This is a genomic window from Streptomyces sp. HUAS CB01, from assembly GCF_030406905.1.
Lineage (GTDB): Bacteria > Actinomycetota > Actinomycetes > Streptomycetales > Streptomycetaceae > Streptomyces > Streptomyces chengbuensis.
On sequence record NZ_CP129137.1, the window covers coordinates 3,010,640 to 3,027,161 of the forward strand.

Here is a 16,522-nt window from a genome sequence, read left to right on the forward strand (position 1 = left end):
CCTCGGGGAGGGCAGGAGCCATCGTACGTGACCAACGCACGACCGTGCCAGCGTATTCCGCGCGGACGGCTCAGGCCCGCTGCCAGCCGCCGCGCCGCGCCCGGCTCAGGCCCGCTGCCGCCGCCGCGCCGCGGACATCGCCCGGTCCGCCTCGCGGCGGTCCTGCTTCTCCCGCAGGGTCTGCCGCTTGTCGTACTCCTTCTTGCCCTTCGCCAGGGCGATCTCGACCTTGGCCCGGCCGTCCTTGAAGTACAGGGCCAGCGGCACGATCGTGTGGCCCGTCTCCTGGGACTTCGACTCGAGCTTGTCGATCTCCACCCGGTGCAGCAGCAGCTTCCGCTTCCGCCGGGCGCTGTGGTTGGTCCAGGTGCCCTGGCTGTACTCCGGCACGTGGACGTTGTGCAGCCACGCCTCGTGGTCGTCGATCTGGACGAACCCGTCCGCCAGCGAGGCCCGCCCCTGACGCAGCGACTTCACCTCGGTACCCGTCAGCACGAGACCGCACTCGTAGGTGTCGAGGATGTGGTAGTCGTGCCGCGCCTTCTTGTTCTGCGCGATCAGCTTGCGCCCTTTTTCCTTAGCCATAGTGCGGTCATTTTCGCACTACGACCCCGCCCCGAGGCCACTCAATACCGTCTGCGCCCGTTCCTCGGCCCGCTCGCTCACGGCGAGGTCCGGGGTGATGCCCCGGCCGTCGACGTCGTGACCGGACGGAGTGCGGTAGTGGCCGACGGTGAGCTCCGCCACGGACCCGTCGGGCAGCCGCTCGGGCATCTGCACCGAGCCCTTGCCGAAGGTGCGGGCACCGACCGTGACGGCCCGGCCGCGGTCCTTGAGGGCGCCAGTGACCAGCTCCGCCGCGCTCATCGTCCCGCCGTCCACCAGTGCCACGACCGGCCGCTCGGTGTCCCCGCCCGGCCGGGCGTACAGGGCCTTCTGCTCACCGCGGACGTCGTACGTGGCGACCAGCCCGCCGTCCAGGAAGGCGGACGCCGCCGTGACGGCCTCGGAGACCAGTCCGCCGCTGTTGCCCCGCAGGTCCAGCAGGACGCCGGCACCCTCGGGCGCCGACCTCACCGCCTGCCGCACCCGCTCGCCGGCGCCCTTGGTGAAGGCGGCGACCTTGATCAGCACGGCCTGGCCGTCGAGCCTGCGGACCGTGACCGCCTCGGTGGCGAGCCGGGCCCGCTGCAGCGTCCGGCTCCAGGCGTGGTCGCCGCGCTGGAGGCCCAGCACGACGGACGAGCCGGCCCCGGCGCTCCTGCCGTCGCCGCGCAGCAGCCGGACGACCTCGCTGACGGGACGCCCGTCTATGCGGGCCCCGTCGACCGTGCGCAGCTGGTCGCCGACGCGGATGCCGGCCCTGTCGGCGGGACCGCCGCGCTGCAGGCGGGCGACCTCGACCCGGCCGTCGGCCCCGCGTCTGGCCCACAGGCCGACCCCGGTGTACGAACCGTCGAGGGCACGCGCGAACTCCTCGTACTCGCCCTTGTCGTACACGGCGCCCCAGCGGTCCCCGCTGCGGCTCACGACCTCTTCGGCGGCCTTGGCGCCGGACTTGCCGTCCGCGGCGGCCTCGGCGGCGGCCCGTGCGATCTCGTCGCGGTCGACCGTGGCGGCGGCGGCCCGCACGCGGGGCTCGGGCGGTTCGCCCTCGCCGCTGGGCAGCAGGCCCGTCGCGGAACCGGTGACGAGGGCGCCAGCGAACACCAGCGTCAGGACCGCCCCGTGACGCAGGCCACGGGGCACCTTGGGTGATTCGGGGCCCAACATGGCGCCCACTCTAGGACAAGCGAAGGGCGCCGTAGGGTCGTTGACCCGTACGGCGCCCGGGGCGCTCGTCACACCTTCAGGTACTTGCGCAACGCGATGAAAGCGGCCATGGAGGGCATCAGCAGCCCGATCACGAGGACGAGCGGGAGTACCGCTATCACGGCGTCCCAGCCGATGAAGTTGACCAGCGGCATCTTCTCGGAGAGCGCCAGGCCGCCGTCGATGAGGAAGTACCGGCCGACCAGGAGCATCACACAGGCGACCAGGCCGCCGAGGAGTCCCGCGAAGGCGGCCTCCATGATGAACGGCATCTGGATGTAGAAGCTGGACGCCCCGACGAGCCGCATGATCCCCGTCTCACGCCGACGGCTGAACGCGGACACCCGCACGGTGTTGACGATCAGCATCAGCGCGATGACGAGCATCAGTCCCATGATGAAGAGGGCAGCGACGTTCATGCCCCGCATCATGTTGAAGAGGTTCTCCAGGATGCCGCGCTGGTCCTGGATCGACTGGACCCCGTCCCGGCCGGCGAAGGCGGTGGCCACGACCTTGTACTTCTCCGGGTCCTTCAGCTTGACCCGGAACGACTCCTGCATCTGGTCGGGCGTGATGACCGTGGCGATGGCGGTGTCGCTGTACTGCTCGCGGTAGTGCTTGTAGGCCTCGTCGGCGGACTCGTGGTGGACCGTCTCGACGATGCTCATGTCTTCGAGGTCGGACTTGATCTGGTCCCGCTGCTCGGCGGTGACGGCACCCTTCGAGCACTTCTCGTCCGTCTCCGCGTCGTTCTTGTTGCAGAGGTAGATGGAGACGTTGACCTTGTCGTACCAGAAGTCCTTCATGGTGCTGACCTGTTCACGCATGAGCAGGGCGCCACCGAAGAGGGCGAGCGACAGGGCCACGGAGACGATCACCGCGAAGGTCATCGTCAGATTGCGGCGGAGACCGACGCCGATCTCCGACAGTACGAACTGGGCGCGCATGGCGAGTGTTTCAGCCTTTCCTCTACCTGCTCAGTGCCTGCTCAGTGCTGGTAGCCGTAGACACCGCGTGCCTGGTCGCGTACGAGCCGGCCCTGTTCGAGCTCGATGACGCGCTTGCGCATCTGGTCGACGATGTTCTGGTCGTGGGTCGCCATCACCACCGTGGTGCCGGTCCTGTTGATCCGGTCCAGCAGCTTCATGATGCCGACGGAGGTCTGGGGGTCGAGGTTTCCGGTCGGCTCGTCCGCGATCAGCAGCATGGGGCGGTTGACGAAGGCGCGGGCGATGGCCACGCGCTGCTGCTCACCGCCGGAGAGCTCACCGGGCATCCGGTCCTCCTTGCCGCCGAGACCGACGAGGTCGAGGACCTGGGGAACGGCCTTGCGGATCTCGCCGCGCGGCTTGCCGATGACCTCCTGCGCGAAGGCCACGTTCTCGGCGACGGTCTTGTTCGGCAGCAGACGGAAGTCCTGGAAGACGGTGCCCAGCTGCCGGCGCATGTGGGGCACCTTCCAGTTGGACAGGCGCGCCAGGTCCTTGCCGAGGACGTGCACCTGGCCGTGGCTGGTGCGCTCCTCGCGGAGGATCAGCCGCAGGAAGGTCGACTTGCCGGAACCGGACGACCCCACGAGGAAGACGAACTCCCCCTTTTCGATCTCCAGGGAGACGTCGCGCAGGGCTGGGCGGTTCTGCTTGGGGTAGCTCTTGGAGACGTTGTCGAATCGGATCACGAGTGCACCACGGTCGGCCGGGAGTATGTGTGCGTGACCATACGCGAACGAGGATGGCGCGTGCAGTCACCGCCCGGAGTTGCGCGATTTGTCGGATAGACACCCCTCGCTTGCCCGTCCCTCAAGCCTCCCGGAACGGGTGTAATCCGACGGGGCGCGCCGAATCGCTCGCGAGCTGGCACAGTGGTACCGGGAACGGATGCGGTTCCCGGAGCGTTGCGCGGAGAGACACGCGGAGAACCACCGAGGAACGCCGAGAGTACGGACTCCGCGGGCGGCTCCGCCGCGCGGGAGGAGGAGAGCGCATGACCTACGACCGACTGGTGTGCGCCAACTGCGCATCGCCCGTCGCGGAGGGCCGCTGCCCCGTCTGCCGGGCGAGCCGCGAGCGCCTGCAGCAGGAGGGCCCCTTCGCGGGCCTGAACCCTGCGGCGCTGCTGGCGCTGCTGGTGGTCCTCGTGGCGGCGCTGGCCCTCCTGGCGCACCAGACCGCCTGACGGACCGGCCGGAGCCGGACACAGGCGCCCCGAAACCCCACGGGATCGCACGGGAACGCACAGGGGCCCGGAGAGCTTCACGGCTCCCCGGGCCCCTGTCGCATGCTGTGACGAACCGCTACCGCGGGTCACATCCGATCAGGCGGACCGGACGGGACAGGGCGATCAGGCGGCGGTGCGGCCGCTGACGAGGCGGGGCAGCATCCGGAAGCCGATGCCGCCGGCGATCATCGTCGCGGCACCGACCAGCAGGAACGTGGTCTCGGCGGCGCCGGTCTCGGCCAGCTCCTCCTTGGCCTTGCCCTGCTCGACCGGCTGCGAGCCGGCGGAGTCGGTGTCGGTGTTGTCGACGCACTCGGCACCCTCGACGTTCACGGTGCAGCCGTCGGAACCGCCGTCTCCGCCACCGGTCGCGGCGGAACCGCCGGTGGTGGAGGAGCCGCCGGTGGAGCCGCCCTGGTCACCGCCGGTGGCGTTGCCACCGGAGTTGCCGTTGCCGCCGTTGTTGCCGTTGCCACCCGAGTTGCCGTTACCGCCCGAGTTGCCGTTACCGCCGGAGTTGCCGTTACCGCCGGAGTTGCCGTTGCCCCCGTCGGTCGTGCCACCGTCAGTGGTACCGCCATCGATCCCGCCGCCGATGGTCACGCCACCGTCGGTGGTACCGCCGTCGGTCGTGCCGCCGTCGGTGGTGCCACCGTCCGTGGTACCGCCATCGATCCCGCCGCCGATGGTCACGCCACCGTCGGTGGTACCGCCGTCGGTCGTGCCGCCGTCGGTGGTGCCACCGTCAGTGGTCCCGCCATCGGTCGTGCCGCCGTCGGTCGACCCGAGGATGGTGTTGCCCTCGGTGTCCTCGCCGTCACGAATACCGAGACCGACATCGACGCCACTCTCATCGACCTCAGCGCTGGCACTCAGGCCACCGACGCCGACATCGATGCCCACGGCCTGGGCTGCGCCCGCGGCGGTCAGGGAAGCACCGGCGGCGATCACCGCGCCGGCGGCTATCCGCGCGACACGGACACGCGTCTTCTTGGTCATCTGCTGCTACCCCCAGTAGCTCATTCGTTTGTAGGGCAGCGTCAGGGGCGGCGACCGCTCGGGGCTGCGCTTCCACTTCCCCGCTCACACCCGTCCCACATGTACGCATGCCGCGCGCCAGCCTTCCCACTTTCCGCGGACGCGTCAAGTTTCATTGCGCGTGCGATGCCCGAAATAAGGGCAGTTGCCCATGGTGAGAGCACATAACTGTGACGTAAGAAGTGAACTGCCGCCTGACCGAAGGCAGTTCCCTTGTCGACAAAGCGAGTTGACCTGGCGCTTTCCGCTTCCCGGCAGCGAATCGCGGCTACGGGCGCCGAGTTCAGGATCGGTCGAGCGGGTGCGCCTTGAGGGCACTGACGAAGGCCGTCCAGGCCGCCGGGCCGAAGACGAGGGCGGGGCCGTGGGGGTTCTTGCTGTCCCGGACGGGGACGCGGGCGGCGTTGGAGTCGTTCACTTCGAGGCACTCGCCGCTGCTTCCGCCGCTGTAGCTGGACTTGCGCCAGATGGGGGTGGTGTCGGGCACGACGTGCTCACTGCTGCGCATGCTCGTATTCCTCCGCGACGGACCTGATCAGAGCCAGGGACTCGCGGTGCGAGAGCGCGTCCCCCAGGGCGTGATCGTAGACCGCCTGGCACTCGCGCACCACGGACGGGACTTCGAGCACCCGGCCGGTCTTCAAGGCTTCGACGTAGGCAACGGGGGGCAGGTCGTCGAACCACATGAGCGAGACGAATCCCTCCAAGAGCGAGTGCAGGCCGACAGAGAACGGCAGGACGTGCACGCGGATCCGATGGGACTCGCCCAAGTCCACGACATGCCTGAGCTGGTCGCACATGATCTCCGGACGACCAACCGCTCGACGCAGCACCGCTTCGTCGAGCAGTGCCCAGAACACCGGAGAGTGGAAGTCGTCGAGAATGCGCGCGCGTTCGAGCCGTGCCCCGAGCAGCCTGTCGCGCTCCTCGGCCGTCTTGGCCGGGAAACCGGAGCCGAGGACCTCCCGGGCGTACGCGGCCGTCTGAAGGACGCCCGGGACCAGCTTCGGCGCGTACTCGCGGATCACCTTCGCCCGGCGCTCCAGCTCCAGCGCCTCCGCGAAGTGCTCCGCTACCTTGCCCTCCTTCAGCGACGGCAGGAACCGCTCGAAGAACCCGCCGCTGTCCAGCACGCCGTCCAGCCGCCGCGCGTCCTCCACGTCCGGCCTGCGCCTGCCCGCCTCGATGTGCGCGATGTGGGTCCGCGACATGACCACGCGCCGACTCAGCTCCTCCTGCGTGAGACCGGCGGCCTCCCGGCGCCGCCTGAGCTCCATCCCGTACGTCTCGCGGGACTGCGGGTTGTCCTCGATCGCCATGCCCAACTCCCCCGGTAGGCGGCCGCCGTTCCGAGGCTGCCGCTACCGAGCGTAGCCAGTGCTGTGTCGCCGTGTGACCGGAACGGCGCACGGAACCACCCGGCGGGACTCACCTCGGCGTCGTCGGCGTGACACTGCCACCCGCGCCTCCACCTCGCTCCTCCGCATCCGCTTCCACGACCTCGGCTCTGCCACCCTGCTCCTGGAGCAAGTGCGTCGACCCCCGAGCCACGCCCTCGGCCAGGTCAACGACAGAGCCGCTCAGGGCCTGTACTCGAGCATGGCGGGAAGTCCCACGTGGTCGGTCCACGACTCCATGGTCATGACGACCCGCTTTCCGCATGCGTTGCCCATTCTCCTCATGAAGCTCTCGACTGCGGCGAAACCGGATTCGTCCACGACATCCCGCGGATCGAAGGTGAATTCAATCTCCGACGGGTCGAAGAAGTACGACGTGAACCAGATGTCGCCGATACGGACAGCCAGCGTCGCGAATCCGACACCGTGTGGGGCCGCGGGTCGGGGCAGCGCTCCGGCACCCTCGACTGCGCCCTGTTCTGTCGCCCCTGCCAGGGACGCGGCGCCACCCTCCTGCCCCACGGAACCCCGCTCCCCTGCACCACGTGCGACGGCACCGGACAGGCCCGGCCACTACCCCGCCTCGCCGTCGCCCGGCACGTGCGGCAGATGATCCGCACCTGCTGGGAGCTGGGCAAGCTGCCGGAGTTCGCCGACCTCAAGCTCTGGAAGTGGGCACACGTGCTCGGCTTCCGGGGCCACTTCTCCACCAAGTCCCGCAGCTACTCCACCACCCTCGGCGCGCTGCGCGCTGCCCGCCGCGCCTGGCGCACCGAACAGGCCCACGCCCACGCCGGCCTGCCCGATCCCGACTCGGACACCACGCTCATCGTCGGCCAGTGGGACTACCTCAGCACCGGCTACAGCCCCGGCGCCGCGCTCCTCGCCGCCCACGTCTGGCACCGTAGGGAACTGGAACGGCAGTTCGCAGCCGAAGGGGGCTGCTAATGGCCTCGGCCCCAGCCACCGTCCCCTGTGCGGAGGCGGCACCGGGCTCGATCTGCTCACGGTCCCCCAAGGTGATGGCCCGCCTCCAGCTCGGCCGCTCCGCCGTCTACGACCTGCTCCGCACCCGCCAGCCAGCCTCGATCACCCTCGGCCGCGCCCGCCGCATCCCCACCCACGCCCTCATCGACTTCATCCGCACCCGCCTCGACCAGGAAGCCGTCGCCTGATGACCACACCCCGCGACAACCCCGCCTCCCGCCGCAGCCGTGCGAACGGCGACGGAACCGTCTACCAGCGCAAGGACAGCCGTTGGGAGGCCGCTGGATACGTCCTCGCCCCCGGTAACACTCGCAAGCGCATCCGCGTCTACGGCAGCACCGCAAGGAAGCGCTGGCCAAGCTCACCGAGAAGATCGCCGCCAGCAACCGCGGACTCCCCGTCCCCTCCGCCCAGGGCAGCCTGGCCGCATACCTGACGTACTGGCTGGAGAACGGCGCCGTACACCACCTCCGCGAGAACACCCACACCCGCTACACCACCTGCGTCAACCGCTACCTCGACCCCGGCCTCGGCAAGAAGAAGCTCACCAAGCTCACCGCCAAGGACGTCAACCAGCTCCGCACCACATGCCAGTGCTGCACCCGCCGCATCGACGCCCGACGCGACCAGCCCCGCTGCTGCGCCACAAGGGCCTGCTGCCGCAAGCTGCTGTCCCCGCTGACGCTGACCTACATCCACCCCGTGCTCAAGTCCCCCTGGAGCACGCCGTCCGTGAGGAGGAGATCCCACGCAACGTCGCGCGCAACGTCCGCACCGGCACCCCACGGCCTCGACGCTTCGAACCCCTCACCGCCGACGAAGCCCCCCGATTCCTCACAGCCGCGCGTGGACACCGGCTCCATGCCCTGTTCGAACTCGCGCTCCACACCGGACTCCGCAAAGGCGAACTCCTCGGCCTCTTCTGGGAAGACCTCGACCTCGACCGGAGCACGGCTGCCATCCGCCGCACCTTGCAGCGCACCAGCACAGGCGGACTCACCACGCTGCCCACCAAGACCCGGGCCTCCGAGCGCCGCATCGCCCTCCCCGCCGGCTGCCTCCAGTCGCTGAAGCACCATCATGAGGAGCAGCAGCGCGACCGTCATATGGCAGGCGCCGAGTGGCAGCACAGCGGGTACGTGTTCACCACACCGCAGGGCAGGCCGATCGACCCGACCAACCTCACCCGCACCTTCACTACGCTCCTCTGCAAGGCTGGCCTCCGCCGCATCCGCTTCCACGGCCTCGGCTCTGCCACCCTGCTCCTGGAACAGGGCGTCGAACTCGTCGTGATCAAGGAACTCCTCGGCCACGCCCACATCGGCGTCACCGCTACCGTCTACGCCCACGTCCGCCTCCGACTCCAGCGAGACGCCATCGACACCCTCAGCACCGCGCTCAGCAGTGGTGGGATCACCGATACGGCCAGCTCCGATGGCGACGAACCGCCGCCTTGCACCGTCCTCGTCCACTGACGTTGCCGTCAACTACTGCCGTCAGGCGGTCTCACTGGGCACCACCCACCAAGTGGCGATTCGCGAGTGAAATCAAGGTCGCGGGCTATAGGAAGAGGGGGCAGGTCATCAACCTGCCCCCTCTCGTGATTTACCGCACCCGGCCGCGGAGGTTATTCACCCACCGCGAATCGCCAATCCCACAGAGGTTCCCTCTGGAACCGCGCTAGAACCTCTCCATATTCGATGAGTTCGCCGTAATTCGTATCCAGCAAGCCCGATAGCCCCTGGATTACTTCACCCAGGAGATCGCGAATGCAAGACACTCCCGAGTACTCAAGCGTGATCGCCTGAAACTCGCCGATCTTCTGGCGAATCTCATCCATTTCTTCCTGATCGAATTCGTCGAGGACATCCCCGGAGGCGTCTACGCCGAAGCTGCATTCTCCTCGATCTAGCCGATCAAAGATTTCACCCTCACTGTACGCGCCAGCCTGCTGCAGACGGGCCACGATGCGCTGATGACTCCCTTGGGGACTGAGGAGAACGATGGTAGGCCGCATGGATCTTCCTGTCGTGACGGGCGCTTATGCCGCATCTTGGACTACGGAGCCAAGACATCCAGCAGGACATTCTTGTCGCGAGTGACCATGATGCCGGCCTGCTCAAGACTCTTGATCACACTTCCTCGCCCTTGCGGGAGGTAAACGATGACCGGGTAATCCGTCAGACTCTGAGTTCTCAAAGCCTGTTTCAGCGCTCCCTTACCCGAGCCCGTCTTGACCTGAACCACGGCGTTCCTGGTCACGATGTCGAAATCCGTGAGCACTTGGCCGTCTGCGCCCACGATGTCGACTCCCTGCGCCCGGACATGCCCCGGATAACGTGCGTTGATGTCGTCAACCAGTTCGGGAACGAGGGGATCGTCTCCCTTTCCGATCACGTGCGTCGGACACCCATTACTGTTGTGAACGAGTACTGGGGTAGCCCCCGCCAGCACATAGTACGTATGGATGTCATCGACCGTCAGGTTGTACGTGCGAGCATGCTTGGTGAAGGCACGGTTCGCCTGTACGGATACGGTGTCGCCGTCCGCCGTGAGGAGCGTCATGCCGAGGCTCAGCTCGCTGGCCTCGACCCAGCGCTGCTCCGAGGGGGACCAGAACGGGTGCTCATGGGTGGCCACGAGCTTCTCGGATCCGTCTCCGGTCTTGATGGTCAGTTCATTGAAGTGCTTGTCGTCCTCGGTCCGGATCAAGCGCGTGACCTTGCGAGGACCTCTTTCACCGGTCTCGGGGTCGGTGGCAAGGACTTCGTCGCCGATCTCGACGTCTTCGATGTCCTTCGTCGAGCCATCCGCCATCAGGACGTCCGTGCCGGCCAGGAAGCATTTGCAGCCGGGCAGCAGGAGCTTAACCAGGGCTCCCTCGCTGGCCGCTGAGGCGCCAGCAGCACGCGTGCCTGCGGCGGCCCTTGCGGCAATACCGGAAGCCGTCTTGCCCAGCCCCCACGTCACCAGAGTGATGACGTCCGACACGAGTGCCTCTACGCAGTCGCCCTTGCCCGTGATGCAGTTGATGTTGGCCTTGACGCCCCAGGGATCCTTTCCGATCTCGAGCAGTCCGGCCTCATCCGCAGCATCGCAGAACTTCTTCGTACTCCCTTGCCAACCTCCGATACCGAAGCACTTGTGCCTCACGAACTTCTGGGCAAGCTCCTGGTACGTGTCGCCCGGCCATGCATAAGGCTGGGCGCGCATTTCTTCCTCGGTCAGCAACTCGATGCCGTGGATGACGGGCTTCGCGGTGCTCGAGGTCGAACCGGTACTCGTGGTCGGTGCTGTGCCGCCGCCCCCGGTGTTGCTGCCGGCTGCAGGATCGTTCTCGGGCTTGTAGTCGTCGTACGTTCCGTTGCTGCCACTGCAGAAGTTGGGATAGCAGCTTTCGAGCCCTGTGGGGTCCGAGGAGGTGACCGGGGTGTTGTTGGCGTAGCTGTAGCCGTTCAGGGACTGGTGCTGGTCGAGCGTCAGCATGGGGTCGACGCTGATGAACTGGCCGATCTTCGGGTCGTACTCGCGCGCCCCGATGTGCGTCAACCCGGTCGACTTGTCCACCGGCTTGCCCAGGAACTGCTTGTCGTCCGGCCATGTGCCGACCGCCCCGGTGCGTGGGGCTCCGAACGGGGTCGTGAAGCGCTTCGTGACCGCCTGGGTCGTCGCATCCACGGCGAGACTGCTCGTGCCGTGGTGGTCGCCGGCGAGGAAGGAGAGCTTCGACGTGCCCGACTCGTTCGTGCGGAGAGCGATCGCGGAGCTTCCCGCCGAGTACGTGCGCGTTGCCCACGTCGTCTTCGTCGTGCCCGTGACCTTGTGGTGGACCTCCGTGGCACCGAGGTAGAGCACGGACTCGCCGTCGCCGGCCGCACGGCGGATCAGCAGCGTGCCTTCGGCGTCGTAGAGGTAGGTCGTCTTCTTCGTGCCCTCGGTGAGCGAGGAGATCTTTCCTTCGACGTTCCACGAAAGCGTCTGTCCCGGCCCGGTCGGCCCCGGGCGCTCCGTGGTGTTTCCCGTTTTGTCGTAGCTGAAGGACGCCGGTACACCCGTGCAGTCCGCATTCTTCGTCGTGGCCGTCAGCGTGTGGCGCTGAGAGGGGACGACATAGCAGTAGTTGGTCGTGGTCGCCGCGCCGGACACCGGGGTCTCCGTCTCGGAGGCCCGCTGACCGGACGCGTTGTAGGTGTACTCCGTCCGGTACGGCGCGGCGCCACCCAGCGTCCTGCTGGTGCAGTCGTCGGTCGAAGGGGTCCACGCTTCCTGTAGACGTCGGTGGCCGTCATACGTGAAGCACTGGACATCCGGTTTGAGCGTCGGGTCGGGGTTCGGGCTGTCGGCGATCCTGGTGACGTTCCCCGCGTCGTCGTACGAGTAGTGCAGGTCCTGAGGCTTGTACGGCGCCGTCTGCGTGGTCACGAACGACTGCGTGACACGGTCGGTACCGGCTTCGAAGCGATGGTCGAGGTAGGTCCTCTTCGCCTCCGTCGCGCCGGAGACGGCGAGAGTCAACTGCTGCGGCAGCCCGAGCTGGTTGTAGCTCGCCCCCTGGAGATAGCCCGACGTGCCGGAGGAAAGGGAGGTGGGCTGTCCGGTCGGTGTGTAGCGGAAGGTGAGCGACTCCCTGGGGAGACCCCCCGCGGCCGGCTCGGTGGAGAACTGCAGCGTGCCGTCGAGATTGAAGTCGCTCTCGAACGCGTACGTCTTCTGTGCCGCTCCGGCGACCACCAGCGGATCATTGGCGTCGAGCACCAGCTCGCTCTTGGTGGGCCGGTAGAGAGCGTCGTACATGGCGACGTTCTTCGTGTAGGTCTTGCCGCCCACTCCGCCGTCGTAGCGGATGGAACTGTCCTGGTACCCCTTGGCCTGGGAGTCGAAGGTCCAGGCGGCCAGCTTGTTCGCGTCGGTCCGCGAGGCCGACCAGAGGGCAGTGCGCCGCCCCACCTCGTCGTATCCGTACAGCAGGTGGTTGCCTTCGGAATCCTTGGTCCAGTCGGTCTGGTCCAGAACCGTGTATCCGGTGGTCGAGGTGCCCTTGTCGGGATCCGTGGCCGAGACTCTGCGTCCGAAGAGGTCGTACTCGTACGACCACTTCGCATCGTCCGGCCCGGTGATGGTCTTCTGATCGCCGTCACGTGTGTAGGTGAAGGACGTCGTCGTGTAGGAGGCGCCGAGGCCGCCGCCGTACTCCGCGTCCGCGGTGCCGGGACCGGCGTACTCACGACGCTGCGTGGTCCGGCCCAGTGCGTCGGAGATGATGCGCGTCCCCTGCCCACCGGCCACCGCACTCGTGGCGGTGGAGTCGCCCGTGTACTGCGTCGTCGTCGTCCACTTCTTCACGCCGTAGACATGGAAGCTGCTGCTGGTGGGACGGCCGGCGCCGTCGAAGACCGTGGCGGTCTGCTTGGGGGCTCCGCCGTATTCCGCCCGGCTGTACGTGCCGTTCGGCGGAGCGCTCGAGTCGAAGACGTCGGCGAAGGACTCGTAGACCAGACCGCGGGTGCTGTACCGCGTGTCCGTGAGCAGACGACCGCCGAGGGGGGTGGGGGTCTGCGTCTGCAGCGGACGCAGCAGAGAGTCGAAGATCTCGTAGGATGTCGTGACCGATTCCGACGACTTGATCGTGGACGTGGAGATGGACGGCGCGACTCCGCGCTTGAGGACGTACGCGTAAGTCATGGAGGCGGATTGGCCGCCGTCCTTGTTTCGGTTGGGCAGCCACACTCCGGTAAGCCGTCCGAGAGCGTCATACGTCTGCTCGGTCTTCTTCAGGTTGGCGTCGTACGTGCGCAGGGGCAGACCGCGCTTGCCGTCCAGGAAGATGCTGACCTTGTGGCCCTTGGTATTCGTGACCACGGTCTTGGTCGGCGTTCCGGCTCCGACGGGGGTGTATTCCGTCGTGGTGGTCTTCTGTGCCGCGTCGGTGAGGGTGCGCAGGCGGCCGAGCGTGTCGTACGTGCTCGTACCCTTCGTCTGCCAGGCGGAGGGGTGGCGTTCGCCGCCGGTGGCAACGGCCGGGTACGCGGAGGCCCGGCCGGTCCAGGTCACCTCGCCCTTCGTGGGCACCTGGGCGGCGGACCAGGTGCCGGCGTTGGCGTTGTCGTAGACGGTCGCCGTGTCGCCGAGCACATCACCGGGCGAGGCGGTCGTCGACGGCAGGGAGAGGTCTGCCTCGGCGGTGGCACAGGAGCGGCCGATGATGCGAGTGCGGGAGACCAGGCTGTTGATGCCCTTGCTGTCGTTCCGGGCGTACCAGGTCCGGCTGCAGGTCTCATCCCCGGTCTTGGCCGTGTCACCAGCGTTGTCGGCCTTGGCAGCCATGCCGTAACCGTCGTAGGTGAAGGCCATGCTCGCGCTGCGCCAGGTCCTGGGCACCGTCAGGTAGGTGTGCGTGAAGACCCTGCCGGTTCGCACGTAGTACGCCTCGGTGTCGGCGTACGACTTGTGCTGAATGGCGGTCCTAACCGACCAGGGATCGTTGACCGTGACGCTGACCGGGGTACCACCGTCATAGGTGATCTGCTGGCGTTGGAATCCGGCGTACTGATCGGCGTCGACGGCGTCGGGGACGTCGAGTGCGGAGAAGTCGATGCCGGGCACGTTGACGCTGCGGGTGCCGCCTGCCTTCAGCCGGTCACCGTGCATGCCCTGGAGATAGCTGGTGACGGTCCGCGAGCGGATCTCGTTCGCCGAGCCCGTCTGCACGGTGACCTTCTGGTATCCCCGCCAGACGGACCACGTACGCTCGTCGCCCGGCACGAACGGGCTGTCGTTGTAGCGCCAGGCGGGCTTCTCATAGGTGTAGGCGTATTCTGCGGCCCCGTGGCCCACGGGGTCGGCGTTGTTCACGGCGACGACCCGGTACTTGTGGAACCAGTCGATGCTCGCTTCCTGGGCTCCGTTGATGTGCCAGTACTGCGGGTAGCACGCCTCCGCGTTGTTGTCCTCCGCCGCGGGCATCCGCGAACCGCGCACGCATTCCGGAGCGCTGTAGGTCACGGTCGTGATCGCACCGGTTTCCGAGGTGACGCTCTCGATGCGCGGGCGGGTGAGAGGAAGGATGTTGCCGCCACCGGGCTGGGTGCCGCCGGCGACACGGTTCGGCAGCTTGGTGTAGGTGAAGTCGATCGGGTCGAGCGACACCGGGGTGCCCGTGTGACCTGTGCGCCGGATGCTGTCCAGAGTCAGCGTGTGGTCGGTGGAATTGTCGATGTCACCGCCATCCAGGAATTTCTGGCTGAACGCCCAGGAGTCGATCGGCGTGTACGCGGTACCGGAGAGCACACTGGTTTCGATGCCGGTGAGTCGCTTGCGGGAGAAGAACGCCGGGCTCTCCGCGAGGCAGTCGGTGTCGTTCGCCCCGGAGGCACAGATGGCGTCGAACGGCACGTCGGGCCACTTCTCGGCCGTGTCCTCGCCCAGCGGTGAGCAGTTGGCGACCGTGCACCTCGGAGCGTGGGTGAAACTCACCTTCGCCGGTGCTTCCACGCTGAAGAGGGTGTCCCTGCGCTGCCCGTAGAGGATTCTGTCCAGGTACCCGCCGGGAGTGTAGGCGGCAGTGGCTGTGGACGCCTCGTTCTTGCGGTAGTGGTTCGACTCAGCCGTATACCAGTACGACATCGCGTTCTCGTGCGTGTCCTCGACGTAGTCGAGATTCCATCGCCAAGCCTGCTGGAGCCAGCGGTCCGCGAACGTGTCACCCTTGTTGTACCCGGGCTCGCCCGCATCGTCGCCGAAGACCGGGGCGGTCCATACCGAGTTGGTGCGCTCGGCGCCTGCTCCCGGCAGCTTGTTCAGGCCGAACACGTACTTCGTCCCGTCGCCGGTGGTGACGGTCCAGTGCTCGCCGTTGTCGTCGCCGTTGGCGGCGCCGGTCGCGTAGGTGACGGTGGAGGCGTCGTCGTTCTTGAGGCGCCACTTCCCGTCCTCGTCGTCCTTGACGAGTTCGGTCGACTTGCCGTTGAGGACGAGTGAGGCGTTCTCGTACTTCCAGCACAGGTCGTACTGTTCGTCGTGACCGTCCCGGTCGCAGGAGTCGTAGCTCCGCTCGATGTACGACAGGGCGGAGAGACCGAACCCCTCGCCGACCGTCGTGCCCTGGTTGTTGGTCGCCGCCGTACGGCCGTCGATGCTTCCCGAGTCGTACGCGAGGTTCAGTGACGGCGACGGCCCTGCGGCCGGTTTGGGAGCGCTCATCGGGTAGGACCAGGTGAAGGATCCCGATGACCCGCCGGCCTCCCAGGAGGAGGACGCCGCGAGCGGCGTGGCGGAATAGTCGCCCGCGCCCGACGGTGACTGGCCCGGGGACGCGGCCGCCACGGCGAACACCACGGGGGCTTTCGAGGCGGCGAAGTCCACATCGGCGGTGAGCCGCTGCGCCGTGACGTCGTTGCGCGATGCGAGCGGCGTCAGCGTCCGGCATCGCGCGAGTTGCGGCGTGGCCAGCGCGCACGCCGGCAGCTGCGACAGACGGAGCCGACCGGACCAGTCGCCGCCGATGGCCGAGGCGAAGGAGGCGTAGTCGACGCCCAGCTCGGCCTTGCCGGGCCTGTCCGCCCGGGCGGTGAGGAGGACGCCGCTGATCCCGAGGCTCTTGGTGGTCTTCCGGTCGACCACGGTGACGGTGGCCTGGCCGGGCGTCCGTGTGACTCCCTTGAGGGTCACCGGCAGCCCTCCGGCTGCGGCTCGTCTGCCCGAGGCGGTGAGGGGAACGGTGGCACTGCCCGGCTTGGGCCACTGGGCGGCGTTCTGCTGATGGGCAGCGCGGGCCGCGTCTGCCGCGTTGGCCGCCTCGGACGCGCTGACACGCTCACGTGCCTTCCGCGCGCCATCGGCCTTCACCGCCATGACCTTGCTCGAACGAGGCTTGGGCACGGCCGGGCGGCCGGGACCGCCGTCTGTGTCGACAGCTTGCGCCACGGGCGTCAGGCCTGCCGGCACAGCGAGTACCGCTGCGAGTGCAGGGATCATCCAGGGGCGCACTCCGGTGAACCCACGTCTTTTCGTCGATCTTCTGCCCATGACCCAACCCCCCACGATGGGCCCGAACGCAGTGGTCCCTCGGCCCG

At 67.7% G+C, this 16,522-nt stretch carries 13 protein-coding genes and 1 pseudogene; 4 read left to right on the forward strand and 10 right to left on the reverse strand.

What is annotated here, in order from left to right; genetic code table 11:
* Nucleotides 1-105: 105 nt before the first annotated feature.
* The 4 genes from smpB to ftsE form a co-directional block, all read right to left on the reverse strand.
* Nucleotides 106-585, reverse strand: coding sequence for an SsrA-binding protein SmpB (smpB, locus tag QRN89_RS13355; RefSeq protein WP_290349590.1), 480 nt, complete (start codon nucleotides 583-585; stop codon nucleotides 106-108).
* A gap of 18 nt (nucleotides 586-603) precedes the next feature.
* Nucleotides 604-1,773 carry a S41 family peptidase gene (locus QRN89_RS13360; RefSeq protein ID WP_290349591.1) on the reverse strand — a complete coding sequence of 390 codons (1,170 nt, stop codon included), beginning with the start codon at nucleotides 1,771-1,773 and terminating at the stop codon, nucleotides 604-606.
* A 68-nt stretch (nucleotides 1,774-1,841) separates the two neighbouring features.
* Nucleotides 1,842-2,759 carry a permease-like cell division protein FtsX gene (gene ftsX, locus QRN89_RS13365; RefSeq protein ID WP_290349593.1) on the reverse strand — a complete coding sequence of 306 codons (918 nt, stop codon included), beginning with the start codon at nucleotides 2,757-2,759 and terminating at the stop codon, nucleotides 1,842-1,844.
* A 41-nt stretch (nucleotides 2,760-2,800) separates the two neighbouring features.
* Nucleotides 2,801-3,490 carry a cell division ATP-binding protein FtsE gene (gene ftsE / locus QRN89_RS13370; protein WP_093660379.1) on the reverse strand — a complete coding sequence of 230 codons (690 nt, stop codon included), beginning with the start codon at nucleotides 3,488-3,490 and terminating at the stop codon, nucleotides 2,801-2,803.
* 305 nt (nucleotides 3,491-3,795) lie between these two features.
* Between ftsE and QRN89_RS13375 the strand changes: the two genes are divergently transcribed.
* The gene (locus QRN89_RS13375) at nucleotides 3,796-3,987 is read left to right on the forward strand and encodes a hypothetical protein (protein WP_290349595.1); all 192 of its coding nucleotides are present in this window, start codon (nucleotides 3,796-3,798) and stop codon (nucleotides 3,985-3,987) included.
* Nucleotides 3,988-4,152: 165 nt separating this feature from the next.
* On the opposite strand, the gene QRN89_RS13380 is transcribed toward QRN89_RS13375, so the two are convergent.
* The 4 genes from QRN89_RS13380 to QRN89_RS13395 form a co-directional block, all read right to left on the reverse strand.
* On the reverse strand, nucleotides 4,153-5,028 hold the full coding sequence (locus tag QRN89_RS13380; RefSeq protein WP_290349596.1) for an LPXTG cell wall anchor domain-containing protein: 876 nt from the start codon (nucleotides 5,026-5,028) through the stop codon (nucleotides 4,153-4,155).
* 322 nt (nucleotides 5,029-5,350) lie between these two features.
* Nucleotides 5,351-5,575: a DUF397 domain-containing protein gene (locus tag QRN89_RS13385; protein WP_290349597.1), complete on the reverse strand. Its 225-nt coding sequence runs from the start codon at nucleotides 5,573-5,575 to the stop codon at nucleotides 5,351-5,353.
* A complete protein-coding gene (locus tag QRN89_RS13390; protein ID WP_290349598.1) occupies nucleotides 5,562-6,386 on the reverse strand; it encodes a helix-turn-helix domain-containing protein in 825 nt (274 codons plus the stop codon). Before QRN89_RS13390 ends, QRN89_RS13385 begins: the two co-directional genes overlap by 14 nt.
* Nucleotides 6,387-6,647: 261 nt before the next feature.
* Nucleotides 6,648-6,986 carry a hypothetical protein gene (locus tag QRN89_RS13395; RefSeq protein WP_290353982.1) on the reverse strand — a complete coding sequence of 113 codons (339 nt, stop codon included), beginning with the start codon at nucleotides 6,984-6,986 and terminating at the stop codon, nucleotides 6,648-6,650.
* 87 nt (nucleotides 6,987-7,073) lie between these two features.
* Here QRN89_RS13395 and QRN89_RS13400 point away from each other — a divergent pair, with 87 nt between their 5' ends.
* The 3 genes and pseudogenes from QRN89_RS13400 (at nucleotide 7,074) to QRN89_RS13410 (ending at nucleotide 8,926) form a co-directional block, all read left to right on the forward strand.
* Entirely contained in the window at nucleotides 7,074-7,412 is a 339-nt protein-coding gene (locus QRN89_RS13400; protein ID WP_390701718.1) for a replication initiator, read from the forward strand.
* Nucleotides 7,412-7,639 carry a helix-turn-helix domain-containing protein gene (locus QRN89_RS13405; protein WP_390701719.1) on the forward strand — a complete coding sequence of 76 codons (228 nt, stop codon included), beginning with the start codon at nucleotides 7,412-7,414 and terminating at the stop codon, nucleotides 7,637-7,639. Before QRN89_RS13400 ends, QRN89_RS13405 begins: the two co-directional genes overlap by 1 nt.
* Nucleotides 7,639-8,926, forward strand: a pseudogene (locus QRN89_RS13410) (tyrosine-type recombinase/integrase). The gene QRN89_RS13405 and the pseudogene QRN89_RS13410 overlap by 1 nt, the downstream one beginning before the upstream one ends.
* 152 nt (nucleotides 8,927-9,078) lie before the next feature.
* Here the strand turns inward: QRN89_RS13410 and QRN89_RS13415 are convergent.
* A complete protein-coding gene (locus QRN89_RS13415; protein ID WP_290349599.1) occupies nucleotides 9,079-9,417 on the reverse strand; it encodes a hypothetical protein in 339 nt (112 codons plus the stop codon).
* Between the two features lie 92 nt (nucleotides 9,418-9,509).
* Nucleotides 9,510-16,295: a polymorphic toxin-type HINT domain-containing protein gene (locus QRN89_RS13420; RefSeq protein ID WP_435833251.1), complete on the reverse strand. Its 6,786-nt coding sequence runs from the start codon at nucleotides 16,293-16,295 to the stop codon at nucleotides 9,510-9,512.
* Nucleotides 16,296-16,522: the final 227 nt, after the last annotated feature.

What these genes read in the sequence shown, in the direction of transcription:
- QRN89_RS13400 (WP_390701718.1), top strand. Translation starts at nt 7,074, where the DNA reads ATGATCCGCACCTGCTGGGAGCTGGGCAAGCTGCCGGAGTTCGCCGAC.
- QRN89_RS13375 (WP_290349595.1), top strand. Translation starts at nt 3,796, where the DNA reads ATGACCTACGACCGACTGGTGTGCGCCAACTGCGCATCGCCCGTCGCG.
- QRN89_RS13405 (WP_390701719.1), top strand. Translation starts at nt 7,412, where the DNA reads ATGGCCTCGGCCCCAGCCACCGTCCCCTGTGCGGAGGCGGCACCGGGC.
- QRN89_RS13385 (WP_290349597.1), bottom strand. Translation starts at nt 5,575, where the DNA reads ATGCGCAGCAGTGAGCACGTCGTGCCCGACACCACCCCCATCTGGCGC.
- ftsX (WP_290349593.1), bottom strand. Translation starts at nt 2,759, where the DNA reads ATGCGCGCCCAGTTCGTACTGTCGGAGATCGGCGTCGGTCTCCGCCGC.
- QRN89_RS13390 (WP_290349598.1), bottom strand. Translation starts at nt 6,386, where the DNA reads ATGGCGATCGAGGACAACCCGCAGTCCCGCGAGACGTACGGGATGGAG.
- QRN89_RS13380 (WP_290349596.1), bottom strand. Translation starts at nt 5,028, where the DNA reads ATGACCAAGAAGACGCGTGTCCGTGTCGCGCGGATAGCCGCCGGCGCG.
- smpB (WP_290349590.1), bottom strand. Translation starts at nt 585, where the DNA reads ATGGCTAAGGAAAAAGGGCGCAAGCTGATCGCGCAGAACAAGAAGGCG.
- QRN89_RS13360 (WP_290349591.1), bottom strand. Translation starts at nt 1,773, where the DNA reads ATGTTGGGCCCCGAATCACCCAAGGTGCCCCGTGGCCTGCGTCACGGG.